The following is a 24,717-nucleotide window of genomic DNA, read 5'->3' as shown; positions in this document are numbered from 1 at the left end:
CTTCGCCCATGGCGCTCACAGCCACCCGGCGAACTCCAGCAGCAGTTCCGCGTCCTTCTGGCGGCCGACCCTGTGCGCACGGACCCCGGACTCCACCGCCCGGAACAACGTCCACCCCCGCAGCCGCTCCTGATCCACCTCCAGCGACTCCGCGAGCCGCTTGATACGGCGCCGGGTCGTCGCGGGGCCGGACGGCGTCGCGATCAGGTCCTCCACCCGGTCCCGCACCAACCGCGCCAGATCGAACGCGGCCTCACCGACCACCGGATCAGGGCCCACCGCGAGCCACGGCATCCGGCCCCCGGCCAGGACCTTGCTCTGCCGGAAAGTGCCGTGCAGCAACCGGTGTTCGGGCGGCGCGGCCAACAGCTCCTCGCGGGCCGCGAGCGCCGCGTCGACCAGCGGCGCCACCTCGGGGTCGGCCTCCCCGCCCGCCCGCATCGCCGTCGCCTGGCGCCCCGTGCGCTCGGCGACCGTCTCGAAGACATGACCGGCCGGCGGTTCGACCCACAGCCGCCGCAGCGTGCCCGCCGCCTCCAGGAGCGCCTTCGCCTCCGGCAGCGACCGCACCGACACGTCCGGATGCAGCCGCTCCAGCAGCAGCACGCCCTCCTCCGCGCCGGTTTCCAGCAGCTGTACGGTGCCCAGTCCGCCCCAGTGCGCCAGCGCCGCCCGCTCGCTCTCCGGGCGGGCCCTGGGCGGGGCCAGTTTCAGCACCGCCGGGGTGCCGTCGGCCCGCCGCACCAGGACCACCAGGCTGCTGCGGCCGCCCGGCACCTGGACCCGCTCCACGGTCAACTCGCGCCGGGCGACGGCCTGTTCGGCGATCGCGGGCAGCTGCGCCAGCCATTCGTCCCCGGCGGGTGCCGTCTCACCGAGCGCCTTCACCAGGCGCGGCGGCGGTTCGAAAGCCATGCGCGAGTGATTCCCTTCCAGTTCCGTGTCGTACGAGCTCTCAGCAGGTCAGCAGGTCAGCAGGTCAGCCGGGGTCACGGTGACAGCGAGGCGGAGGCCGACGGCGCGGCACCGGCCGCGCCCGCCGGCTCGTCGGCCCGTTCGGCGAGCCCGGGGAAGGCTACGCTCTCCCCTCCCCAGCGCACCGCGCGCACCGCGGCCTCCCGCAGCGCCGCGGCGGCCGAGCCGCGTCGTGCGCCCGTCGCCGCCCGCACCAGGTCGGCGTACACGTCCGCCACCCGCTCCTCCAGCCGGGCGGCGAGCCGTACGGCCGCGGTCGCGTCCGGCACCGGGAACGGCAGCGCGTACGCGGCGCTCGCGGCGACCGGCAGCCCGCCCAGGTCGCGGATCTCGAGGGTCAACGCGTCCCGGCGCGCCCGGTGGGCGTCGTACGCCGCCCGCGCCTCGGTCCGGCGCGCCGCGCCGATCCGGCCGCCGACCACGCCGTAGCCGTACACCGCCGCATGCTCCGCCGCCAGCGCCGCCTGCAGCGCCGTCAGCTCGGCCGACCTCGCCCTGTCGCTCACTTCGGCCCCTTCGTCAGCAGGTACGCGTGCGTGGCCCCGGCCGCCGCCGCCGAGGCCAGCAGCCGCGCCAGCTCGCCCGGCACCTCCAGCAGGTCCTTGGCGCGCCAGTCGGCGAGGGTGCGCTCGGCGGCGGCCAGATCGGCGAGGGCGACCTTCTCGGAGGCCGGCACGGGTGTCGTGGAGGCCGAGGAGGTTCCGGGCGTGGGCGTCGGCTTCGTGGGCGCCGACGTGGCGGGCGTGGATGCCGTACCGTCCGTGAACACCCGGAGGTGGGCCGCGACCTGGGCGCGCAGCGGGCGCAACCGCTCGGCGAGCCCCGGATGCGCGGCGAGGACGGCGTCGTACCGCTCCAGCAGGCCCCGGCTGTCCTGCGCCGCACGCGCGCGTGCCAGGTCCGTCACCGACGGGCCCTCGCCGCGGCCGGAGTCCGGACCGGCCGAGCAGCCCGCCAGCAGGGCGGCGCCGGCGGCCGAGGCGAGCAGGGATCTTCTGCGCGGCCCCGAGGGGGTGCGCGGCGGCGGGGGGTACGGCACGGCTGACGTCCTCGGGGAGCTCGTACGGAGGGAAGACCGCAAGGCGGGGTGGGCGGCACGCCCGTGATCACCGTACCCGCGCACCCGTCCCACGCCTCTCACCGGCACCGGTCGTCCACGCTCGGCCCCGTCCGTCCACAGGGATCGTCCCGGCTTGTCCACAGGTGGACGGCAACACCTCCTGCGACCGGATACCCTTTCACCAGACACGCGACCCATCCCACAACAGCACACGCGGCCGAGGAGTCACCCGGATGAGCACCACCCAGAGCGAGAGGCTGCGAGAGCTGCTGGAACCGCTCGTCACCTCCCAGGGGCTGGATCTCGAAGAGATCGCCGTGGACTCCGTCGGACGCAAGCGGGTGCTGCGCGTGGTCGTCGACTCCGACACCGGAGCCGACCTGGACGCCATCGCCGATGTGAGCCGTGCGCTCTCGGCGAAGCTCGACGAGACCAACGCGATGGGTGACGCGGCGTACGACCTGGAGGTCGGAACCCCCGGCGCGGAGCGCCTCCTCACCGAGCACCGGCACTTCGTGCGCGCCGTCGACCGGCTCGTGAAGTTCCAGCTGGCCGAGGGCGGCGAGCTGACCGCCCGGATCCTGAAGGCCGACGAGGACGGTCTCGACGTCGAGGTCCCCGGGGTCAAGGGCCGCAAGGCGACCAGCCGCAGACTCGGCTTCCCGGAGATCGCCAGGGCGCGCGTGCAGGTCGAGTTCAACCGCAAGGACAGCAGCGCCGGCACGGCCGGTACGAAGGACATGAAGGAAGAGGAGGAGGCGTAGCCGTGGACATCGACATGAGCGCCCTGCGGGGCTTGGTTCGGGAGAAGGAGATCTCCTTCGACCTGCTGGTCGAGGCGATCGAGTCGGCCCTCCTCATCGCCTACCACCGCACCGAGGGAAGCCGCCGACACGCGCGCGTGGAGCTCAACCGGGAGACCGGGCATGTGACCGTGTGGGCGAAGGAGGACCCCGAGGACCTCGAAGAGGGCCAGGAGGCCCGCGAGTTCGACGACACCCCGAGCGGCTTCGGCCGGATCGCCGCCACCACCGCCAAACAGGTGATCCTGCAGCGGCTGCGCGACGCCGAGGACGACGCGACGCTCGGCGAGTACGCGGGCCGTGAGGGCGACATCGTCACCGGCGTGGTCCAGCAGGGTCGCGACCCGAAGAACGTGCTGGTCGACATCGGCAAGCTGGAGGCCATCCTGCCGGTGCAGGAGCAGGTGCCCGGCGAGACCTACCCGCACGGCATGCGCCTGCGCTCCTACGTCGTCCGGGTGGCCAAGGGCGTGCGCGGACCGTCGGTGACCCTCTCCCGTACGCACCCCAACCTGGTGAAGAAGCTCTTCGCCCTGGAGGTGCCGGAAATCGCGGACGGCTCGGTCGAGATCGCGGCGATCGCACGTGAGGCCGGTCACCGCACCAAGATCGCCGTACGGTCCACCCGTTCGGGCCTGAACGCCAAGGGCGCCTGCATCGGCCCGATGGGCGGCCGGGTGCGCAACGTCATGGGCGAGCTGAACGGCGAGAAGATCGACATCGTCGACTGGTCGGACGACCCGGCCGAGATGGTGGCGAACGCGCTGTCACCCGCTCGGGTGAGCAAGGTGGAGGTCGTCGACATGGCCTCCCGCTCCGCCCGGGTGACCGTGCCGGACTACCAGCTGTCGCTCGCGATCGGCAAGGAGGGGCAGAACGCCCGCCTCGCCGCCCGGCTCACCGGCTGGCGGATCGACATCCGGCCCGACACCGAGCAGGTCGCAGACTAGCGCCCGGTGACCGGGCGAACCCGGGAATAGATCCAAGCCGCGGATCGCTTGGTTTACGACAACAACCGTTCGATCTTTCCCCCGGAGGAGTGAGGTCGGTACGGGGAGGTAGACTTAACTGTGTCTGGCCGGACGCACGCCCGGGCATGCCCTGAGCGCACCTGTGTGGGGTGCCGGGAGCGGGCGGCCAAGAACGATCTCCTGCGGATCGTGAGGATCGAGGACGCATGCGCCCCCGATCCTCGCGGTACGCTGCCCGGCCGGGGTGCCTATGTACACCCCGCCCTGGTCTGTCTCGACCAGGCGGTACGCCGTCGGGCGTTCCCGCGGGCACTGCGCGCCCCGGGGCCGCTCGACACAAAGGCGTTGCGCCGATACGTCGAGCAGGCAACAGTTGCCGAGCAGGCAACACCGTAAGACATGCCGTACGGAACCCCGTGCGGCCTGGTACCTCGCGAGTCGAAAGCAGGTCGAGATTGCGATGAGCACTCGATGAGTACGCGATGAGTACGCCCATGAACTAGCGACGGTCCGGCTTCACCCGGACCTCAAAGGAGCGAAGTGGCTAAGGTCCGGGTTTACGAACTCGCCAAGGAGTTCGGCGTTGAGAGCAAGGTCGTCATGGCCAAGCTCCAGGAGCTCGGTGAATTCGTCCGTTCGGCGTCTTCGACCATCGAAGCGCCCGTAGTACGCAAGCTGACCGACGCCTTCCAGGGCGGTGGCAACGGCAGGTCCGCCGCGAAGCCCGCCCCGCGCAAGGCCACCCCCAGGCCGGCCGCGCCTTCTCCGGCGCAGGCGGCCCGTCCGGCTGCTCCGAAGCCGGCCGCCCCCAAGCCTCCGACGGCGCCCGCTGCCCCGCAGCCGGCCGCCTCGTCGGCTCCTTCGGCGCCCGCGCCGGCCCCGGCTCCGCGTCCGGGTCCGAAGCCCGCGCCGCGACCGGCTCCGGCCGCCCCGGAGTTCACCGCTCCGCCGGCCGCTCCGGCCGCCCAGACCCCGCAGGCCCCGGCCGCGCAGGGTCCGCGTCCGGGCGCCCGGCCGGGTGGCCCGAAGCCCGGTGGCCGTCCGGGCGGTCCCGGCCAGGGCCAGGCGGCCCGTCCGGGCCAGGGCGGTCAGCGCCCCGGCGGTCAGGCCCCGCGTCCGGGCGCCCGTCCGGCCGGTCCCCGTCCGGGCAACAACCCCTTCACCTCCGGTGGCTCCACCGGCATGGCCCGTCCGCAGGCGCCCCGTCCGCAGGGTGCGCGTCCGGGTGGCCCCGGTGCCCCCGGCGCCGGCCCCCGTCCGCAGGCGCCCGGCGCCCAGGGCGGCGGTCCGCGTCCGCAGGCTCCCGGCGGTTCCCGGCCGTCCCCGTCCGGCATGCCCCGCCCGCAGGGCGGTCCGCGTCCCGGCCCGGCCGGTCCGCGTCCGAACCCCGGCATGATGCCGCAGCGTCCCGCTGCCGGCCCGCGTCCGGGCCCCGGCGGAGGTCGTGGTCCGGCCGGTGCCGGTCGTCCCGGCGGCGGCGGCGGTCGTCCCGGTGGCGGCGGCGGCTTCGCCGGCCGTCCCGGTGGTGGCGGCGGTGCCCGTCCGGGTGGCGGCGGCTTCGCCGGTCGTCCCGGTGGCGCCGGCGGCGGCTTCGGCGGCGGTCCCGGTGGTGGCGGCGGTGGCCGTCCCGGCTTCGGTGGCCGTCCCGGCGGTCCCGGTGGCCGCGGTGGCACGCAGGGCGCCTTCGGTCGTCCCGGTGGTCCCGCGCGTCGTGGCCGCAAGTCGAAGCGGCAGCGTCGCCAGGAGTACGAGGCCATGCAGGCCCCGAGCGTCGGCGGCGTGATGCTGCCGCGCGGCAACGGCGAGACCATCCGTCTCTCCCGCGGCGCGTCGCTCACCGACTTCGCGGAGAAGATCAACGCCAACCCGGCGTCCCTCGTCGCGGTCATGATGAACCTCGGCGAGATGGTCACCGCGACGCAGTCCGTCTCCGACGAGACGCTGCAGCTCCTCGCCGACGAGATGAACTACTCGGTTCAGATCGTCAGCCCGGAGGAGGAGGACCGCGAGCTGCTCGAGTCCTTCGACATCGAGTTCGGCGAGGACGAGGGCTCCGACGAGGACCTGGTCGTCCGTCCGCCGGTGGTGACCGTCATGGGTCACGTCGACCACGGTAAGACCCGACTGCTCGACGCGATCCGCAAGACGAACGTCATCGCGGGCGAGGCCGGTGGCATCACCCAGCACATCGGTGCCTACCAGGTCGCGACCGAGGTCAACGACGAAGAGCGCAAGATCACCTTCATCGACACCCCGGGTCACGAGGCGTTCACCGCCATGCGTGCCCGTGGTGCGAAGTCGACCGACATCGCGATCCTCGTGGTGGCGGCCAACGACGGTGTCATGCCGCAGACGGTCGAGGCGCTGAACCACGCCAAGGCGGCCGACGTGCCGATCGTGGTCGCGGTCAACAAGATCGACGTCGAGGGTGCCGACCCGACCAAGGTGCGCGGTCAGCTGACCGAGTACGGCCTGGTGGCCGAGGAGTACGGCGGCGACACGATGTTCGTCGACATCTCCGCCAAGCAGGGTCTGCACATCGACTCGCTGCTGGAGGCCGTGGTCCTCACGGCCGACGCCTCGCTCGACCTGCGGGCCAACCCGAACCAGGACGCGCAGGGCATCTCGATCGAGTCCCGTCTCGACCGCGGCCGTGGTGCCGTGGCGACGGTCCTCGTCCAGCGAGGCACCCTGCGGGTCGGCGACACGATGGTGGTGGGCGACGCCTACGGCCGCGTTCGCGCCATGCTCGACGACAACGGCAACAACGTCGCCGAGGCCGGCCCGTCGACGCCGGTCCAGGTCCTGGGCCTGACCAACGTCCCGGGTGCGGGCGACAACTTCCTCGTCGTGGACGAGGACCGCACCGCCCGCCAGATCGCGGAGAAGCGCGCCGCCCGTGAGCGCAACGCGGCCTTCGCGAAGCGCACGCGCCGCGTGTCGCTGGAGGACCTGGACAAGGTGCTCAAGGCCGGCGAGGTCCAGCAGCTGAACCTGATCATCAAGGGTGACGCTTCCGGTTCCGTCGAGGCTCTCGAGTCCTCCCTGCTCCAGCTGGACGTCGGCGAAGAGGTCGACATCCGCGTCCTGCACCGCGGCGTCGGTGCGGTCACGGAGTCCGACATCGACCTGGCGATGGGCTCCGACGCCATCGTGATCGGCTTCAACGTCCGCGCGGCCGGCCGCGCGGCGCAGATGGCCGAGCGCGAGGGCGTGGACGTCCGGTACTACTCGGTCATCTACCAGGCGATCGAGGAGATCGAGGCGGCCCTCAAGGGCATGCTCAAGCCGGAGTACGAGGAGGTCGAGCTCGGTACGGCGGAGATCCGCGAGGTCTTCAAGTCGTCCAAGCTGGGCAACATCGCCGGTGTCCTCATCCGCTCCGGCGAGGTCAAGCGCAACACCAAGGCGCGCCTCGTCCGCGACGGCAAGGTCATCGCCGAGAACCTCAACATCGAGGGTCTGCGTCGCTTCAAGGACGACGTCACCGAGATCCGCGAAGGCTACGAGGGTGGTATCAACCTCGGAAACTTCAACGACATCAAGGTCGACGACGTCATCGCGACGTACGAGATGCGGGAGAAGCCGCGGGTGTAAGGCCCACGGTTTGCTGCTGGCCGACGGGACTGCGGTCCCGTCGGCCAGCGCGCCGTTCCCGGGGCCGACGGCGCCGGGGAAACTCTGTCGAGCCAACGGCAGGTACGCGGTACCGTTCTTGGTGTCCCCGGCCATACCGACACGGGGCCATCGATCCCGTACCGGCGGGTGAATCCGGCTGAAAACATGTACGTGGGGACTCTGTCCTTCGACCTCCTCCTCGGCGACGTCCACTCGCTGAAGGAGAAGCGCTCCGTCGTCCGCCCGATCGTCGCCGAACTCCAGCGGAAGTACGCGGTGAGCGCGGCCGAGGTGGACCACATGGACCTCCACCGGCGAGCGGTCATCGGCCTCGCCATGGTCTCCGGCGACGCGGCGCACCTCACTGACGTACTGGACCGGTGCGAACGGCTGGTCGCCGCCCGCCCAGAGGTGGAGCTGCTGTCCGTACGGCGGCGCTTCCACGGCGAAGACGACTGACGACCAGACCCAACACCAACGCAAGCAGAAGAAAGAACGGGAGACGGACCAGTGGCCGACAACGCGCGGGCGAAAAGGCTGGCGGACCTCATCCGGGAGGTGGTGGCCCAGAAGCTGCAGCGCGGGATCAAGGACCCGCGGCTCGGCTCGCACGTCACCATCACGGACACCCGGGTCACGGGTGACCTGCGGGAGGCGACCGTCTTCTACACGGTCTACGGCGACGACGAGGAGCGGAAGGCCGCCGCTGCGGGCCTGGAGAGCGCCAAGGGCATCCTGCGCTCCGAGGTGGGCCGCGCGGCCGGTGTGAAGTTCACGCCGACGCTGACCTTCGTCGCGGACGCCCTGCCGGACACCGCCCGGACCATCGAGGACCTTCTCGACAAGGCCCGGCAGTCCGACGCCGCGGTCCGCGAGGCCTCGGCGGGCGCCAGCTACGCGGGCGGCGCGGACCCGTACCGCAAGCCGGCGGACGACGACGCGATCGAGACGGACGGCGACGCCGCGGAATGACCCAGAAGCACACCACGCCCGACGGCCTCGTCATCGTCGACAAGCCGTCGGGCTTCACTTCGCACGACGTGGTCGCCAAGATGCGCGGGATCGCCAGGACCCGACGCGTCGGCCACGCAGGCACCCTCGACCCGATGGCGACCGGCGTCCTCGTCCTCGGTGTCGAGCGCGCCACCAAGCTCCTCGGGCACCTCGCCCTCACCGAGAAGGAGTACCTGGGCACCGTCCGCCTGGGGCAGAACACGATCACCGACGACGCCGAGGGCGAGATCACCTCGTCCACCGACGCGTCCAAGGTGACCCGGGACGCCATCGACGCCGGGATCGCCAAGCTCACCGGCGACATCATGCAGGTGCCGTCCAAGGTCAGCGCCATCAAGATCGACGGCGTACGGTCGTACAAGCGGGCCCGCGAGGGCGAGGACTTCGAGATCCCCGCCCGGCCGGTGTCCGTTGCCTCCTTCGCGGTGTACGACGTCCGGGACGCCGTCGCCGAGGACGGCACCCCGGTCCTCGACCTGGTCGTCTCCGTCGTCTGCTCCTCCGGCACCTACATCCGCGCCCTCGCCCGCGACCTGGGCGCCGACCTCGGTGTCGGCGGCCACCTCACCGCGCTGCGCCGGACGCGCGTCGGCCCGTACCGGATCGATACGGCGCGGACGCTGGACCAGCTCCAGCAGGAGCTGACCGTGATGCCGATCGCGGAGGCCGCCGGAGCCGCGTTCCCCCGCTGGCAGGTGGACTCCCGGCGCGCCCGGCTGCTGCTGAACGGCGTCCGGCTGGAGATGCCCGACGAGTACGCGGGCGACGGTCCCGTCGCCGTGTTCGACCCCGAGGGCCGTTTCCTCGCGCTCGTCGAACACCACAAGGGCAAGGCCAAGAGCCTGGCCGTCTTCGGCTGAGAGACCTGCCATGGGTGGTGCCCGTGGAGCGGCGGCCGGCCACGGGGTGAGCCCTGCCGCCGCTCCACGGTCCCCCCTCGGTTCCCCCACCTCTAGGGTTATCCAGCGGCTCCCGCCTATTCACCCGTCCGGGCAGGCGCTCGGAGTGAACCAGGGGAGCGGAAGGGGGCGCGTTCGCCACACGATCTGTCCCGCCGATCATCGCGCGCCTACCGTCGGATCCAGGGCACACGGGGACGGGCGGGGAGGTACGGCCATGGCGGGACGGGGCCCGCGCACCGGAAGCGGTCGCCGGGTGGCGGCGGACGGTAGGCGGGAGACTGCGAACGGCTTCCCCCGGTCACATCAGGACCGCGGGGACGGCACGAGCCGCATGGACGGCGGGGGCACCCCGGGGCCCACCGGCTACACCACCGGTGCCGCAGGTGCCGGATACACCACAGGCCACGCGAGCCACACCGGTACCACCGGCATCGGGGGCCCTGCCACGGCGGGCCCGGACGGCTCTCGCCCCGGCCCCTCGCTCGTCCAGATCCGCGACCTCGCCGGTCGCCCGCGAGGCGTCGGCTTCCTCGCCGATCACGAGGGCACCCTGCTCACCAGCCACGAGACCGTCGACGGCCTGCCCCGGCTCGTGCTGCAGTCCGCGGGCGGCGACCGTACCTGTCTGGTCGCCGCGGACGCCGTCACCCCGCTGCCCGACCTCGATCTCGCCCTGGTCCGCACCGAGGGTCTGGGTCTGGAGCCGCTGCCGCTGACCGTGCGGGAGCGGATCGACGCCGGCACGTACGTGCGGATCCCCGCGGGCTGCTGGCGAGAGGCACGGGTGCTGGCGGCCACCGAGGTCACGTACACCGCCACCGACCGCTTCCATCTCCTCCAGGACGCCCTGGAGCTGGCCGTCGGCACGGCGGGACGGGACGCGCTCCGGCTGGGCGGCGGCGCGGCCGGGGGACCGGTGCTCGACGCGGAGACCGGTGCCGTCCTCGGTCTCCTGGGCACCGCCCTGCACTCCGCGCAGCGCGACACGGGCTTCGCGGTGCCGTTGCGGCCCGCCGCGGGCCCCCTCGCCGAGCTGCTCGCCCGCAACGCGGCCACCGTGCCCGCCTACGGGGCCGACCTCAACCTGGCCGGCATCCTGCAGCTGACCGCCACCTCGGTCGGCCAGGACGGCCCGCAGGGCTTCCTCGCCGGCACCGTGGAGCCGGTGGAACGTGCCGGTGTCGCCCGGGAGTTGGCCGCGTTCACGGACGGCGGCCGGGCCGTGCTCGGTCTCGTCGGCGCCCCGGGCAGCGGCCGTACGACGGAACTCGCGGCGCTTGCCGCCCGCCGGGCCCGGGGCGAGCGGCCGGCCCCGACGCTGTGGCTGCGCGGCGCCGACCTGGAGGACGCCGACCAATCCGTGGCCGACGCGGCCCGCCGCACCCTGGAGCGGGCCGTCCGGATCGTCGCAGCGGACCACTCCGTCCACCCCGAATCCCTCGGGGACCCCGGCCCCGACCAGCTGGCCCGCCTCGCGGCCCGGTCCGGCCGCCCGCTGCTCGTCCTCCTCGACGGCCCCGAGGAGATGCCCCCCGTCCTCGCCCACCGCCTGCCCGAGTGGACCAGAGGCACGGCCGTCTGGCTCCGCGAGACCGGAGCACGCCTGGTGGTGGCCTGCGGGGAGGAGTACTGGGAACGCGCGGGGACGGAATTCCCCGCAGACCTGCTCCACACCCCGGCGACCGCCCCCGCCCCCGTGCCTCCCGCGTCCCGGACAGCATCCGCGCCTCCCTCGTCCCGGACAGCACCCGCGCCTCCCACGGATCCGGCCGACCCGGTGTCTCCAGGGGGCTCCTCAGCGTCGGCCGGTTTCACGGCGCCCGCGGCCCCGCCGGCGTCCCCCGGCCCCACTGCTCCGGCCACCGCCCTCCCGCCCTGCCTCCGCCTCCCGGACCTGACGGAGGACGAAGCCCGGCCGGCACGCATCCGTCACGGGATCCCGGACGGCGTCCTCTCCGACCGCGACGCCCGGCATCCCCTCGTCCTCCGGCTGCTGTCCGAGGTCCGGGCCGCCGTCCCGGAGACGCCGATCACGGGGCCGGTGGACCGGCACGAGGTGTTCGCCGCCCATCTCGATCTGATGTGCCTGCGGATCGCGGTGCGGCTCGCAGCCGAGAGCGGTCTGCGCGGCACGGCCGTACGCCGGCTCGCCGCCCGGGTGGCCGGGCAGGTGCACGAGGCCGCCCGGCGCAGCCTCGGCCCCGGCCAGGGCGAGCTGGACCGCGCCTCCTTCGAGGCGGTGTTTCCCTGGGGCCCCGCCCCGGCCCGGCTCGGTGGCGGCTCCGGCTGGGCGTCCGCCGTGCTGACCGAGGGCCTCCTCGTCCCGGCGGGTCGCGGCTACCGGTTCGCGCACGAGGAACTGGCCGACTGGATCCAGGGCACGCACCTCGACCTCGACGAGGCCCTGCAGGCCCTCGTCCACCGGCCCCGTGCCGGGCGGGACAGTGCCCCCGTGCCCGTGCCGCACCATCGCGTCGGCCCCGTCGTGCAGGCCCTGCTGCTCCTCGCCCGGCAGTACGGCACCCAGCAACTGGCCGGTCGGCTGCGGGACTTGACGGACGCCCTGGACCGTGACCCCAGCTCCTGGTGGGCCGCCCGGCTGCTCGCCCGCACCCTGCTCCAGGTCCCCGACGCGACGCCGTACACCGAGGTGCTGCGGCTGCTCGCGGACCGGATCGTCGGCTGGCGGCGCGCACAGCGGCCCGTGCCGGCCGAGTTCGGTCCGGGCTTCTGGACCGAGCTCCCGCTCCGCGACGCCGAGCGGTTCGACCTGCTGCGCCGGCTCGTACTGGCCGACCAGGCGCCCCCGGAGGCGGGCGAACGTCACCTCGACGCGGTCGCCCGGCTGCTCGCCGCCGCGCCCACCGTCGTACAGCCTCTGCTGACGTGCTGGTTCGACGACGAGCGGCCGCTGCCCGCGACCCCGCACGCCACCGTCGCGACCGCCGCACAGGCGCTGCTGCACACCCACCGGCACGGCGCGCTGGACGATCTCACCGAGATCCTGGTGGCGAGCGCGCACCGGCGCGCCGCCGAACTGCTCGCCACGCTCGCCGAGGACGAGCCGTCGGCCCTGTGCCGGGCCGTCGACCGCTGGGCGCACGACGAACGCCCCGCCCGCCGTGCCGCGGCCGTGACCTACGGGCTGCGCGCGGCCCCCCACGTCCGCTCGGAGGCCGACCGCGAGCTGCTGCGCTACGCCGCCCTCGCCCTGCTGGCCCGCCCCGCCGACTGCACCCTGCACGGCGGCGCACTCGCCCTGCTGGTCCGCGACCCGCACACCCGCGCCCGGCACCTCGCGGCCGCCCTGCGGTACTTCGCCGAGGGCGACCCGCAGTGTCCGCCGAGCGCCCTGGCCCCCGCCCTGACCACCCACCCCGAACCGGTCATGGAGGCGTTCCGCGCCCGGCTGAGCGGCCCGGACACCGAAGAGGCGCTGCGCACCCTCGCCGACGTCCCCACTCCGGCCCTCGCCCGCCGCGTCGCGCCCCTGCTCCAGGAGGCGGTACGGCTGCGCCCGCACACCGCCGGGCACATCGCCGCCCACGTCGACCGCCGCCTCGCCCAGGGCCCCACCACCCGGCCCGTCCTGCTGCCCCTGGTCACCGGCCTGCTGGAGGACGCCCCCGAACAGCTGCGCGCGGCCCTCGCGGCCGTCCTGGCCGCCGCCGGCACCTCCGCCTCCCGACCGCTGCGCCGCGAGCTCCTGGAACTGCTGCTGGCCCGGGAACGGGAACCGTCCGTGCTGGACGCCGTCCTGCACGCGGTGGCGGAGCACGGCGACGGCCGGGAGGAGGAGGCCCGCGGGCTCGTCCACCGCACCGGCCTGCTCCTCGTGCGCACTCCCGAGGGCGCCACCCGCTTCGACCGCGCCCTGGTCGACCTGGGCCGGCACGTGCCCGGCTTCGCGGCCCGGATGGCCCGCTGGCTGGCCGCCACCCCGGAGGACTGGGCCGCCGTGGTGGGCCCCAGCACCCGCCGCATGCTGGAGAACCTCGCGGGCGTCCGCGTACCGGCGTGAGCGGTGACAGGGGGTCGCCGCAAACGTGCGCCCGGTCACAGCCCCGATACCGATGAGGGTCCGGAGCACCCGGCATGGCACCCTTAGACCTGCGCAAGTCTTAAGCGTCGATATGGACACGGGTTCGAGGAGCGGTCACAGTGCAGCGCTGGCGTGGCTTGGAGGACATCCCCCAGGACTGGGGGCGCAGCGTCGTCACCATCGGTTCCTACGACGGAGTCCACCGCGGCCACCAGCTGATCATCAGCCATGCCGTCGACCGCGCCCGCGAGCTCGGCGTCCCGGCCGTCGTGGTCACCTTCGACCCGCACCCCAGCGAGGTCGTGCGCCCGGGCAGCCATCCGCCGCTGCTCGCCCCGCACCACCGGCGCGCCGAGCTGATGGCGGACCTGGGCGTGGACGCGGTACTGATCCTCCCCTTCACCACCGAGTTCTCGAAGCTCTCGCCCGCCGATTTCGTGGTGAAGGTCCTGGTGGACAAGCTGCACGCGAAGGCGGTCGTGGAGGGCCCGAACTTCCGCTTCGGCCACAAGGCCGCCGGCAACGTCGAGTTCCTCGTCGAACAGGGCAAGGTCTACGACTTCGAGGTCGAGGTCGTCGACCTGTACGTCACCGGCGAGGCGGGCGGCGGACAGCCGTTCTCCTCGACCCTGACCCGCCGCCTGGTCGCCGAGGGCGACGTGGAGGGGGCCCGGGAGATCCTGGGCCGACCGCACCGGGTGGAGGGCGTGGTCGTCCGCGGCGCCCAGCGCGGCCGCGAACTGGGCTTCCCGACGGCCAACGTCGAGACGCTCCCGCACACCGCCATCCCCGCCGACGGCGTGTACGCCGGTTTTCTGCACGTCGACGGCGAGGCCATGCCGGCCGCTGTCTCGGTCGGCACGAACCCGCAGTTCGACGGCACGGAGCGCACGGTGGAGGCGTACGCCATCGACCGCGTCGGCCTCGACCTGTACGGCCTGCACGTCGCCGTCGACTTCCTCGCATACGTGCGTGGCCAGGCGAAGTTCGACTCGCTGGAGGCCCTGCTGGAGCAGATGGCCGCGGATGTGAAGCGGTGCCGGGAGATCGTTGCGGCGGAGGAGTAGGCCTGCGGCGGTGCTAGACGCGAGAGGGCGGCCGGTGCGGTGAGCACCGGCCGCCCTCCCGGTTACTGCTGCGGCGGCGGGGCCTGCGGCGGCTGCTGCCCCTGCGGGGGCTGCGGGTAGCCGTACGGCGGACCGGGCTGCTGTGGCTGCGGCTGCGGCTGCGGCTGCTGTGCCCCATGCGCCGGGGGCCGGCCGGGGGCCTGTGGATACGGCTGGTGCTGCTGGGGCGGGTAGGGCTGGTTCGGGACGTGCGGCGGGTAGGGCTGGCCGGGCATGGGCTGGCCGGGCATGGGCTGACCGGGCATCGGCGGGGCCGCCACCGGAGGCGGGTTGCCGTCGCTGGTCCACAGCCCGTGCGACTGCTGGTGGCGCACGAAGTCCTCGGCGATCAGCGCGGCGAGGTTGAAGTACGCCTCGCGCGTCTTCGGCCGCATCATGTCCAGGTCGACCTCGGCACCGGCGGCCAGATGCTCGTCGAAGGGCACGACCACGACCCCGCGGGTCCGCGTCTGGAAGTGCGCCACGATGTCCTCGACCTTGATCATCTTGCCGGTCTCGCGGACGCCGGAGATCACGGTGAGCGACCGGGAGACCAGGTCGGCGTACCCGTGCGCGGACAGCCAGTCCAGCGTCGTACTGGCGCTGCTCGCGCCGTCCACGGACGGCGTGGAGATGATGATCAGCTGGTCGGCGAGGTCCAGCACACCGCGCATGGCGCTGTACAGCAGGCCCGTGCCGGAGTCGGTCAGGATGACCGGGTACTGCCGGCCGAGCACGTCGATCGCCCGGCGGTAGTCCTCGTCGTTGAACGTGGTCGAGACGGCCGGGTCGACGTCGTTGGCGATGATCTCCAGACCGGACGGCGCCTGCGAGGTGAACCGCCGGATGTCCATGTAGGAGTTCAGGTACGGGATCGCCTGGACGAGGTCGCGGATGGTCGCCCCGGTCTCGCGGCGCACCCGTCGGCCGAGCGTGCCTGCGTCGGGGTTGGCATCGATCGCGAGGATCTTGTCCTGCCGCTCGGTGGCGAGGGTGGAGCCGAGCGCGGTGGTCGTGGTCGTCTTGCCGACGCCGCCCTTGAGGCTGATCACCGCGATCCGGTAGCAGGACAGCACCGGCGTGCGGATCAGGTCCAGCTTGCGCTGCCGCTCCGCCTCCTCCCTCTTGCCGCCGATCTTGAAGCGACTCGAGGCGGCGGTGGGCCGCCCGCTCTTCGCCTTCTGCTTCTTGTTGTTGAGCAGCCGGTCCGCGGACAGCTCCACGGCGGCGGTGTAACCGAGCGGCGCCGCACCGGGGTTGGTCGGCTGTCGCTGGTCGTGCTGGATGGGCTGCGGCCAGGCGGCACCGGAACGCGGATCCACCGGGGCCTGCGGGCCCTGCGCACCTTCGGCCGCCGGCGCACCCTGCGGGCTCTGCGGCGGCGGCGGGAATCCGTAACCGCCGGGCTGGGGCTGGGCGTGGGGGGAGCCGGGCGGGGGAAAGCCGTAACCGGCGGGTGGCATGGGGGAGTTGGGGTTCGGCTGCTGCGCGGGCGGCTGCGGGAAGCCGTAACCGCTCGGCTGGGGCGGGGCGTCGGGGGTGCCCGGCGGGGGGAAGCCGTAACCGGTGGGTGGCGTGGGAGCGTTGGCGTTCGCCTGCTGTGGCGATGGCGGCGGGAATCCGTAACCGCCGGGCACGCCCGGTCCCGCCGGGTTCGGCTGCGGTCCCGGTCCCGCCGCCTGTCCGGCCGGGTGCGGCCCGCCGGGGTGCGGTGTGGCGGGGACGCCCGGCTGGTTGGCCTGGTTCCCCCGGTTCCAGGCGGCGGGCGCGGGCTGCGGGGCCTGCGGCTGGAACGGCGGCTGCTGTCCGGGCATGCCACCGGGCCCCTGCGCGGCGGCCGGCTGCGGCTGACCCGGCATCGGGCCGGGGTGCGGTGGTGCGGGCGGCTGCCCGGGCCACTGGGCCGCCGGAGCGGGCGCCGCCGGCTGGTAGGAAGGCGGCAGCGGGGGCACCACCCCGCTCTGCGGCGCGGGCGGAGGCGTCCAGCCCGGCTGGGCGTCCTGGGCGGGAGCGGGCGGAACGGCGGCCTGGGGCGCGGCGGTCTGAGGCGCGACGCTCTGCTGGCTGCCGTCGGACTGGACGCCGTGCTGGGGCGTGCCCGGCTGAGACGTGCCGTGCTGGGGGGTGGCTGCCTGGGTGGCGCCGTCCTGGGCGGCGGGGTTCGCGGCCGCGGTGACCTGCGGCCCGGTGTCGGTGGACTCGGTGACACCTGTAGCGGCGTGGTCGGCGGAACCCTCCCGGGTGGCGGCCGCGTCCACGGCCTGGGCGTCGGCCTGGGCCCTGCCCTTGCCCTGGTCCTCGTCTCCGCCGGCCCCAGAGGCCTCAGCGAGCCGGTCGTCGGCCGCATCCCCCTCGGTGGCGTTCTCGGCGACCTCGCCCCCGGGCTTCTCGCCCGGCTGCTCCTCGGCGCCCTCGGCGCCCTCGGCACCGTCGGCGGCGCCTTCCGGCGCGGCCTCCTCGGACGGAGCGCCCTCGGCGCCTGCGGAGACCGCGGCCTCCGCGCCGGCCGCAGCCGTGCCCGAAGCCGTACCGGCGGCCTCCGGGGAGCCCTCGTCACCGGACCCGACCTGCTGAGCGTCTGCCGCCGCTCGCTCGGCGATCTCGGCCATCTCGCGCTTGAGGGCCACGGCGGAGAACCGCATGGTGGCCCCGCTCTCCAGGTCCCCGTTGCTCGTCTCCGGCTCGACCGCGGCGGCCGGGGCCTCCGGCTGGGCGGGCTGCGGCTGTACCGGCGGGGCGGGCTGCGGCTCTACGGGCGGGGCGGGCTGCGGCTGCTGGGCGTACTGTGCCGCCTGCGGCTCGAAGCCCTCCGGCAACCGCGGCATCGGGACGGGATTCCCGACGGGCGGCCCAGGCGGTACGGGCGGCGCGGGCGCGACATAGGGCGCGCCGTGCGGCGGGGGCGGAGGGGGCGCCGGGGCCGACGAAGACGCACCGGACGCGCCCGACGCGTTCTGCGTGTACCAGGCGGGCGGGGCGTAGTCGATGGTGAACTCGCCCGTCATCTCGATGGCGGACTCCGCGTCGGTCTGGTCGTCGTCGGGTGTGTCCCAGCCCCCGCGGATCCCGTCCCGATCGCTGTTCACAGTTCCTCCTGGTGGTCGAACACCCTCATGCCGTGCTTGGGGGCGACCGTTCCTGTCGTACGATTCGCCGGGCTTCCCCCTTGGGTCACCGGACCCCTGCGTCGCGGAGCGCGCACCACCCGCTCGCGGGGACTCGCGACGTGCCCGACCCCAGCCTAATCACCAAAGCGACGCGGCTGTCAGGCCCGGCCGCCCCTTCATGCCCGTCCGACGCGTCACACCGGGCCCGAGACCGTGGCGCCGCACACGTACGTACACCAAAACGTGACGAAGACGCGTCGGAATCAGCCGTGGACAGTGGGCGATTTCGGGCGAGAACCCACCAGGGGGCGGGAAAACCAGCCGAGTTGGACGTGGGTCAGTCCATGCGGCGTGCCACGCCCAGCAGTCCGGTCTCGGCGTCCGTCGCGCGCGTCACCACATACTGCCGGTCCCGCTCCGTGCACCACAGCGTCACACCGTCCGGAAGCGTGGGCAGTGTCTCCAGTTCGGGACGCGGCAGCCCCATCACCCGACCGATCTCCGCCGCCTCGTCCGGCGACACCCGCTGCACGCCCACCAGACGCGCCTGACGCATCAACCGCGGCGCGACCGGGCTCAGATACGGCAGCAACGTCAGCACGGACTGCCACGGCGCCGACACCACGCGTCCGCGCGGCGGCCGCATGCCGCAGTCCCGCACCACCAGCACGGGCGTACCGGCCGAGGCACCCTGCGGGGGCACGCGGCCGACGTCGTACACCGCGAGGCCGTTCTGACCGCCACCCATGGCGTGCACCATCGGCATCCATGCCTGCGGCCGGCCCGTCTCCACGGCCACCCGCGCGCCCGTCGCCGCCGCGCGCAGGGCGATGACCTGAGCGGTCCACAGGCCGCCGATGAGCACGATGTCGTACGGCGTCGGGCGGTTCACCCCGAGCACGGCGGGCTGGCCCTCGGCGTTGTCGCCGACCACCACGCCGTCGTCGCCCAGGGGCAGGGACAGCGCGTCGGCCTGCTCCACGGGCAGTGTGTGCCGGGGATGCCGGGGACCGAGCAGGCCGAAGCCGGTGCGCAGCCGCCCCTTGAGGCCCGCCGCCGACACGGTCGAGCCGGACGCGGCGGTCGCACCGGACGAGGCGGGTGAGGTCGACACGGCCATCAGCGGGCACCTCCAAGCGGAAGGGTGGCCAGAACGCCGGGGAGTTGTTCACGGTCCAGGCGCGCGAGCCCGGTCCGCGCCTGCCGCGCCGCCTGCTCCAGATCGCGCCGTGCGTCGGTCAGCTCCTGGTTGCTGCGGCCGGTGATGCGCAGATGACCGGTGATGGCCACATCCTGCTGAGTGCCCTTGGCCAGCGTCAGGCTGAAGGTCGTCGCCAGCGCGGGCACCTCGGTCAGCTGTGCCACCAACTGGGCCAACGAGCCGCCCGAGCCGCCCAGTTGGGGCCAGCGGCGAACCCAGTAAGTGGTGTGCCGGCGGTTGTCGCAGCGCCAGCTGCGGCTGGACTCCTCGGTGCGGCGTTGCGGCGCCTCACCCCGCCCGGCCTGGGCCGTCACCATCGGGTTGGCGCACGCGGAGGTGGCGATCGCGGCCGTCAGCTCCTCCTCGGTGAGCACGCTCGCCCGGAACCCGGCGCCGGTCAGCCGGCTCGACAGATGCTCGGCCGCGCGGGTCAGGCACTTCTGCGCGCCCGGCAGGCCGCCCCCACGGGCGGTCACCGCCTCCGGGCACAGCTCGGGGTCGAGCTTCAGCGCGATCCACGTGATGCGCACCGCGGGGGAGCCCGTCTGGGCCTGCAGCGGCGCGTAGTTGCTGACCACGACCGACTGCTGGGGCAGGTGCAGCGCCGGCGCGGGCTGGGTGTGCACCACGATCTGCGCCGACTCCAGCCGGATACCGTCGACTTCGAGGCCGTCGCGGACCAGCGCCAGCGGCAGCGGTCTGCGACTGCGCTCCGCGCGCAGCGCGTCGGCGTCCGACTCCACCTGGAGCACCGCGGTCAGGAAACCGCCGTCACCCACCATGCCGATCGGCCGCTGGTCGCGGTCGTCGCCGCGGCTGTAGCTGTACGTGCGCAGGGCCGGGTCGCACTCCACGGCGGGCGCGAGACCCGAGTCCGTGCCCGGCGGCACCGGGGTGTTCGCGGCACGCCGCTGTCGGGCCCGCAGCGCCAGCAGGGTGCTGAGCCATTCCGGCAGGGAGCGCCCGCGCCGTCGTACGACGGCGAGCACCACGAACAACGCGGCCACCGGCACGGCCGCGATCAGCGCCATCGTCCCCACCAGCCACCCGCACAACGCGAACGCGGCCGCGATCTCCAGCAGCACCAGCCGCTGCAGCGCGAACGAACCGCCGCGCCCCGAGCGGGACTCCAGGTGCGGAGCGAAAGCGCCGTGGTAGGTCGTCGGCGCCTGCTGGGCGGCGGGCCCGGAGGAAGTGGAGCCGCGGGCGCTCGACCGGCGTGCCCGACCAGATCGTGGTCCCGATTGCGATCGCGACCGGGTCCGCGTTGCGGAAGCCATCACTCCAAAACCCCCGAACTCACCCGGAAACCCTTTGAGGTCCGGTCCCTTCAAGCCCTGAGCACCCTACCCGTGCCACCAGCACGTCCACGCAACAGGCATAGTAGGGGGCGGGTCTGACAGTCGAGTCACCAGACGCAACGAGGGCGGGGGACGGATCTTCACAGGTCCCCCACGGCTCCGCAACGGGGAGAGAGCGGACACAGATGGCATCACGGCGGGACGAACTCAACGCCTACACCTTCGCGAAGCGCCGCACGCTCGCAGCATTCCTGCAGCCTTCGCGCACCGGCTCGGAGGAGGGCGCCCCCAAGCCGCTGGGCGCACTCGTGCCCGGGCTCGTCGTCGGCGTCGTGATCCTCGCGGTCTTCGGCGCCATCGGCATGTTCCGTCCCACGGCGCCCAAGGGCTGGGACGACCCGGAGAAGCACGTCATCGTCGCGAGCGAGTCGACCACGCGGTACGTCGTGCTGAAGACGGGCAGGCAGACGCAGCTGCACCCCGTCCTCAACATGGCCTCCGCCAAGCTCCTGCTGAGCCCCGAGAACGACAGCGTCATCACCGTCGACGAGAAGACCCTGGACAGCGGAAAGCCCCCGCACGGCGTCACCATCGGCATCCCGTACGCCCCCGACCGTCTGCCCTCCCCGGACGAGGCCTCGGCCGCCAAGCGCTGGGCGGTCTGCGAACGCCCGGGTGCCGGCGGCCGGGCCATCCAGAAGGCGGCCTTCGTCCTCGCGAAGAAGGAATGGCCCAGGACGGAGGGGCCGGACAAGCTCACCGGCGGCGACCTGATGTACGTCGTCGCCCCGGACGGCAAGACCCAGTACGTCGTCGACGCGCACGGCACGGCGTACCGGATCGCCGACCCGAACGACAAGGAACTGCTCAAGGCCCTCGACACCCAGGGCAGCGCCCCGCAGCGCGTCTCCCAGGACTGGCTCGACACCCTGCACAAGGGCGACGCGATCTCCATCCCGACGATCCAGGGCACGCCCGGCGCGAAGGCCGGCGCCGGCAGCCTGCTGGGCCAGTACGACAAGGTCGGCGAGGTGCTCAAGGCGCTCGACGGCCGGACCATGCGGTACTACGTCGTCCTGCCGGGCAAGGTGGCCCGCATCTCCGAGTTCACGGCCACCCTGCTGCTCAACAGCGGCAAGCTGGTGATCGTCGGCCAGGCCGGCGAGGCGCAGAAGGTCAGCCCCGCGGCGGTGGCCGAGGCCGCCACGTTCGAAGGCAGCAAGAACTGGCCCGCGTACAAGCCGAACGCGGTGAACGAGGGCTCCAGCGCCACCGGCGGCCGCAACACGGTCTGCAACGTCCTGCGCTCCGTCGGCGCCCAGGGCCGGACCACCCTGTCGACCTGGGCGGGCCAGGACTTCCCGGCCCAGCTGCCCACGGGCTCCTCCAGCGGGTACGTCACACCCGGCTCCGGCCAGCTCTACCGGCAGTTCCAGGGCACGGAGACCACGGTCGGCGGCGTCTTCCTGGTCACCGACACGGGCCTGCGCTACGCCCTGCAGTCCAACAGCGACAGCGACAGCAACAACGAGGGCATCGGCACCTCCGCCGAGCAGCGCAAGGAGGAGCTGCAGGAAGCCAAGATCGCCCAGACCCGACTCGGCTACGAGAAGGTGAACCCCACGCCCATCCCCATGGAGTGGTCGACGATCCTGCCGACGGGCCCGCGTCTGTCGGAGGCGGCCGCGCGGCAGCCGCAGGGCTCGTAGCGACGGGGCGGGAGGAGAACGGAATCATGCTGAAGGCAAGGACGCCGGCGGCCAGGACCTCGGGCGCCGCGGTCAGAGCGGCCGCACTGACCGCCACGGTGGTCCTCACCGCGACGACCGCGGTGCTCGCCCTCCCCGCCGCGCCGGCCCGGGCGGACGACGGCCAGTGCACGTTCCCGTCGAAGAACTACGCGGGCAGGCCGTGGGCGCTGCAACGCGTCAACCTGGACGAGCTGTGGGCGCTGTCGAAGGGCAAGGGCGTCCGGGTGGCCGTGATCGACACCGGCGTCGACGTCAAGAACCCGCAGCTCACCAAGGCCGTGGACGCCTCGAAGGGCGAGAACCTGCTGCCGCCCAAGAACTCCCAGGGCGAGGCGATAGACCGCGGCAACAAGTCGGGCACCACGGACACGGTCGGCCACGGCACGCGCGTGGCGGGCATCATCGCCGCCCGCCCGATGAAGGGAACGGGCTTCGTCGGCCTGGCCCCCGAAGCGACGATCATCCCGATCAAGCAGAACGACGCCGACGGCGACGGTACGGCGAACACGCTGGCGCAGGCGATTCGCGACGCGGTCGCCAAGGGCGCGGACGTCATCAACATCTCCCAGGACACGGCCAACGCGGTCACAGGCGGGCCGATGCTGCAGTCGGCCGTCGACTACGCCCTGCGCCAGGGGGTCGTGGTCGTGGCCTCCGCCGGCAACGACGGCCTGGGTGGCAACGTCAAGTTGACCTACCCGGCGTCGTACCCGGGCGTCCTGGCCGTGGCGGCGTCCGACCGGAACAACGAACGGGCGCCGTTCTCCCAGTCGCAGGACACCGTGGGCGTCGCCGCACCCGGTGTCGACATGATCTCCACCGTTCCCGGCGGCGGCCACTGCTCGGACAACGGCACCAGCTTCTCGGCCCCCTATGTGGCGGGCGTGGCAGCCCTGTTGAAGGCCAAGTACCCCAAGTGGACGGCCCAGGAGGTCGTCGCCCAGATCGAGCAGACCGCGGAGCGCTCGATCCCGGGCCATGACCGGCTCGTGGGCTGGGGCGTGGTCGACCCGGTGAAGGCGCTGACGGACGTGGATCCCGAGCACCCCGTCGAGTCCCCCGAACCCGAGGGCGGTGTGTCCCGGGCCGAGGCCCCGTCGGTCACGCCCCTGCACTTCGGCGAGACGGCGCAGGAACGGGACAGCCGCATGGCGACCTACGTGGTCGTGGGCGGCCTGGTCGTGGTGGCGGGCCTGAGCGGCACGGCAGTGGCGGTCCGGGACGCCCGACGACGGCGCGGGAGGCTGAGCGCGGGCGGGTGAGCGCTCTGACGAAGCGTGATGGGCTGGAGGCGGGCCGGGTGCGCGCCCGGTGCGAGAACGTCAACCCCTCGGCGGCCGACCTGCCCGGCGCCGCCTTCGTCGCCGCACGCATCGTCCTCGTGACCACGGCCGGCATCGGCTTCTGCACGTCGATCCGGCGCAGCACAGCCAGCGCAGCCGGTCGAAGGGCGACGAGCCGGTGCGTCACAGCGTGCCGAAGACCACTCCCCGCCAGCCCCAGCCCCAGCCCGACTCGAGGACGGCGTCCCGCAGACGGTTGCGCAGCTCGGCGCCGTCGAACCGGAAGGTCTGCGTCGCCTCGACCCGACCGCTCTCTCCCCGTCCGATCGTCCACGGGCGGCTGACCGTCCGGCTCGGCCCGCGTGTGTGCTCGGACGTCATCTGAAGCCTCGTCGGAGATCCGGCCCGCTTGACCTCCCACTGCTCCTCGGAGCGCGCGCACTTCGCGGTCCTGCTGGACCGGCCGCATCCGGATCCGCACGGCGTGACCGATCTGGGACTCGGCGAAGACGTGCTGCCGGGCGGGTTCCGGCAGGCGCCACTCGGCCAACAGGTCGCACCGCTCCCCGCCGCCGTACCGGACGACGTACGGAACATCGGGCTGATTGAGGCCGAGCAGCGCCGCCCGCAGCTCCTCGCGGGGGACCGGTGCAACGCCGTCCGTTGGATGCCGGGTGCCGGTCAGCCTGTCGAAGAGTCCCATGAGGCCGGCCTACGAGGGGAGTTGGCCGGTTCGCGGCCGGCGACGCCTTGCCGTCGGCCTCGACGCCGAAGTCGGCCTGGCTTTTCGTGACGGAGGACACGGTGACCGTCACGGGGCCCAAGTGCGCCGGCGATCGTCACCGGCCGGTTTCGTGTGGAAGTCCTGCAAAGATCGAAACGGTGCGGCACGCTCGGGCCGGCCGCGGTCAGGATGGGTCGGCCGACCTCAAGTGGGTACGGCCGGTGCCCTGTACTCCGCCCGGCCATACGCCAGTAAATCGGGCATAGCGCGGCGCGTCGTTCGGCCTCGTAACCGAGTCAACACATATGCCGGTTGGCCGCGTTGAACACGTTGACTAGAGTGGTCAAGTGCTGTGCGCCGCGGCTCGCTTTGCGATCGTACGGCGAGCGGTCGATCGGTCTCGCCTCGGTCGGGGCCGATGATGTACCGGGAAACGGGGAGGAACATGAGCGGGGGCGGGTCGGAGCCGAACCTCAAGGTCAGCGGTGACGCCCTGAGGCAGTTCGTCAAGACGGTGGACGGCGTTCTGCGGGATCTTGAGAAGTCGGCGGGCAATCCGGCGCGGGTCGGGGACCAGTCGATCCGGCACACGTCGCTCAGGAGCGGGTCCGCGGCCTTCCACGAGGCCGACGCCCTGTACGGGACGTTCAACGCGGTCCACCAGGCACTCACGGACCTTTCCAGGACCCTGCATCTGCAGATCGAGGCGATCGGTATCGCCGTCGAGGGGGCGAAGGGCACCTTCGACGACCTCGAGGAAGAGCAGCGTCGCCGGTTCTACGAGATCAAGTCGGAGATTCACCACCTCAATTCACAGGGTGGCGAGAACACCGGCGGCGGGGAGAAGGGAGAGCTGTGA

At 73.2% G+C, this 24,717-nt stretch carries 18 protein-coding genes and 1 pseudogene; 12 read left to right on the top strand and 7 right to left on the bottom strand.

The window, feature by feature from the left end; genetic code table 11:
* Positions 1 to 15: 15 nt before the first annotated feature.
* The 3 genes from AB0L59_RS16690 to AB0L59_RS16680 all read right to left on the bottom strand — a co-directional run bounded on the left by AB0L59_RS16690 (position 16) and on the right by AB0L59_RS16680 (position 2,014).
* Positions 16 to 915, bottom strand: a complete 900-nt coding sequence (locus tag AB0L59_RS16690) for an aminoglycoside phosphotransferase family protein (RefSeq protein WP_365583704.1) — start codon at positions 913 to 915, stop codon at positions 16 to 18.
* A gap of 74 nt (positions 916 to 989) precedes the next feature.
* Positions 990 to 1,481 carry a ferritin-like domain-containing protein gene (locus AB0L59_RS16685; protein WP_365583701.1) on the bottom strand — a complete coding sequence of 164 codons (492 nt, stop codon included), beginning with the start codon at positions 1,479 to 1,481 and terminating at the stop codon, positions 990 to 992.
* Positions 1,478 to 2,014 (bottom strand): hypothetical protein, encoded by a 537-nt coding sequence (locus AB0L59_RS16680; protein ID WP_365583698.1) that lies wholly within the window; start codon positions 2,012 to 2,014, stop codon positions 1,478 to 1,480. The genes AB0L59_RS16685 and AB0L59_RS16680 overlap by 4 nt, the downstream gene beginning before the upstream one ends.
* A gap of 254 nt (positions 2,015 to 2,268) precedes the next feature.
* On the opposite strand from AB0L59_RS16680, the gene rimP reads away from it, so the two are divergent.
* From rimP to AB0L59_RS16635, 9 genes are all read left to right on the top strand, one after another.
* A complete protein-coding gene (rimP, locus tag AB0L59_RS16675) occupies positions 2,269 to 2,799 on the top strand; it encodes a ribosome maturation factor RimP (protein ID WP_365583696.1) in 531 nt (176 codons plus the stop codon).
* A 2-nt stretch (positions 2,800 to 2,801) separates the two neighbouring features.
* A complete protein-coding gene (gene nusA, locus AB0L59_RS16670) occupies positions 2,802 to 3,788 on the top strand; it encodes a transcription termination factor NusA (protein WP_365583693.1) in 987 nt (328 codons plus the stop codon).
* Between the two features lie 120 nt (positions 3,789 to 3,908).
* Positions 3,909 to 4,205 carry a YlxR family protein gene (locus tag AB0L59_RS16665; RefSeq protein ID WP_365583690.1) on the top strand — a complete coding sequence of 99 codons (297 nt, stop codon included), beginning with the start codon at positions 3,909 to 3,911 and terminating at the stop codon, positions 4,203 to 4,205.
* Positions 4,206 to 4,349: 144 nt separating this feature from the next.
* A complete protein-coding gene (gene infB / locus AB0L59_RS16660; protein WP_365583688.1) occupies positions 4,350 to 7,406 on the top strand; it encodes a translation initiation factor IF-2 in 3,057 nt (1,018 codons plus the stop codon).
* A 186-nt stretch (positions 7,407 to 7,592) separates the two neighbouring features.
* Positions 7,593 to 7,886 carry a DUF503 domain-containing protein gene (locus AB0L59_RS16655; RefSeq protein ID WP_228623099.1) on the top strand — a complete coding sequence of 98 codons (294 nt, stop codon included), beginning with the start codon at positions 7,593 to 7,595 and terminating at the stop codon, positions 7,884 to 7,886.
* 51 nt (positions 7,887 to 7,937) lie between these two features.
* Positions 7,938 to 8,399 carry a 30S ribosome-binding factor RbfA gene (gene rbfA, locus AB0L59_RS16650; RefSeq protein ID WP_365583685.1) on the top strand — a complete coding sequence of 154 codons (462 nt, stop codon included), beginning with the start codon at positions 7,938 to 7,940 and terminating at the stop codon, positions 8,397 to 8,399.
* Positions 8,396 to 9,301, top strand: coding sequence for a tRNA pseudouridine(55) synthase TruB (gene truB / locus AB0L59_RS16645; RefSeq protein ID WP_365583683.1), 906 nt, complete (start codon positions 8,396 to 8,398; stop codon positions 9,299 to 9,301). Before rbfA ends, truB begins: the two co-directional genes overlap by 4 nt.
* A gap of 373 nt (positions 9,302 to 9,674) precedes the next feature.
* Positions 9,675 to 13,364, top strand: coding sequence for a trypsin-like peptidase domain-containing protein (locus AB0L59_RS16640; protein WP_365583681.1), 3,690 nt, complete (start codon positions 9,675 to 9,677; stop codon positions 13,362 to 13,364).
* Positions 13,365 to 13,504: 140 nt separating this feature from the next.
* The gene (locus tag AB0L59_RS16635; RefSeq protein ID WP_365583678.1) at positions 13,505 to 14,452 is read left to right on the top strand and encodes a bifunctional riboflavin kinase/FAD synthetase; all 948 of its coding nucleotides are present in this window, start codon (positions 13,505 to 13,507) and stop codon (positions 14,450 to 14,452) included.
* A gap of 62 nt (positions 14,453 to 14,514) precedes the next feature.
* On the opposite strand, the gene AB0L59_RS16630 is transcribed toward AB0L59_RS16635, so the two are convergent.
* The 3 genes from AB0L59_RS16630 to eccE all read right to left on the bottom strand — a co-directional run bounded on the left by AB0L59_RS16630 (position 14,515) and on the right by eccE (position 20,079).
* A complete protein-coding gene (locus AB0L59_RS16630) occupies positions 14,515 to 17,577 on the bottom strand; it encodes an SCO5717 family growth-regulating ATPase (protein ID WP_365583675.1) in 3,063 nt (1,020 codons plus the stop codon).
* 358 nt (positions 17,578 to 17,935) lie between these two features.
* Entirely contained in the window at positions 17,936 to 18,718 is a 783-nt protein-coding gene (locus AB0L59_RS16625) for a hypothetical protein (RefSeq protein WP_365583672.1), read from the bottom strand.
* Complete coding sequence (eccE, locus tag AB0L59_RS16620; protein ID WP_365583669.1) at positions 18,718 to 20,079, bottom strand: type VII secretion protein EccE; 1,362 nt, start codon at positions 20,077 to 20,079, stop codon at positions 18,718 to 18,720. Before eccE ends, AB0L59_RS16625 begins: the two co-directional genes overlap by 1 nt.
* 206 nt (positions 20,080 to 20,285) lie before the next feature.
* On the opposite strand from eccE, the gene eccB reads away from it, so the two are divergent.
* Together eccB and mycP are read left to right on the top strand one after the other, a co-directional pair.
* On the top strand, positions 20,286 to 21,809 hold the full coding sequence (gene eccB / locus AB0L59_RS16615; RefSeq protein WP_365583667.1) for a type VII secretion protein EccB: 1,524 nt from the start codon (positions 20,286 to 20,288) through the stop codon (positions 21,807 to 21,809).
* A 26-nt stretch (positions 21,810 to 21,835) separates the two neighbouring features.
* On the top strand, positions 21,836 to 23,113 hold the full coding sequence (mycP, locus tag AB0L59_RS16610; RefSeq protein ID WP_365583664.1) for a type VII secretion-associated serine protease mycosin: 1,278 nt from the start codon (positions 21,836 to 21,838) through the stop codon (positions 23,111 to 23,113).
* Between the two features lie 204 nt (positions 23,114 to 23,317).
* Here mycP and AB0L59_RS16605 read toward each other — a convergent pair.
* A pseudogene (locus AB0L59_RS16605) lies at positions 23,318 to 23,837 on the bottom strand (hypothetical protein).
* 466 nt (positions 23,838 to 24,303) lie between these two features.
* Here AB0L59_RS16605 and AB0L59_RS16600 point away from each other — a divergent pair.
* Positions 24,304 to 24,717 (top strand): hypothetical protein, encoded by a 414-nt coding sequence (locus AB0L59_RS16600; RefSeq protein WP_365583661.1) that lies wholly within the window; start codon positions 24,304 to 24,306, stop codon positions 24,715 to 24,717.

It is taken from the genome of Streptomyces sp. NPDC052109, assembly GCF_040680195.1.
In the GTDB taxonomy this organism is placed as follows: domain Bacteria; phylum Actinomycetota; class Actinomycetes; order Streptomycetales; family Streptomycetaceae; genus Streptomyces.
This window is presented reverse-complemented; position numbering and strand designations above follow the sequence as displayed.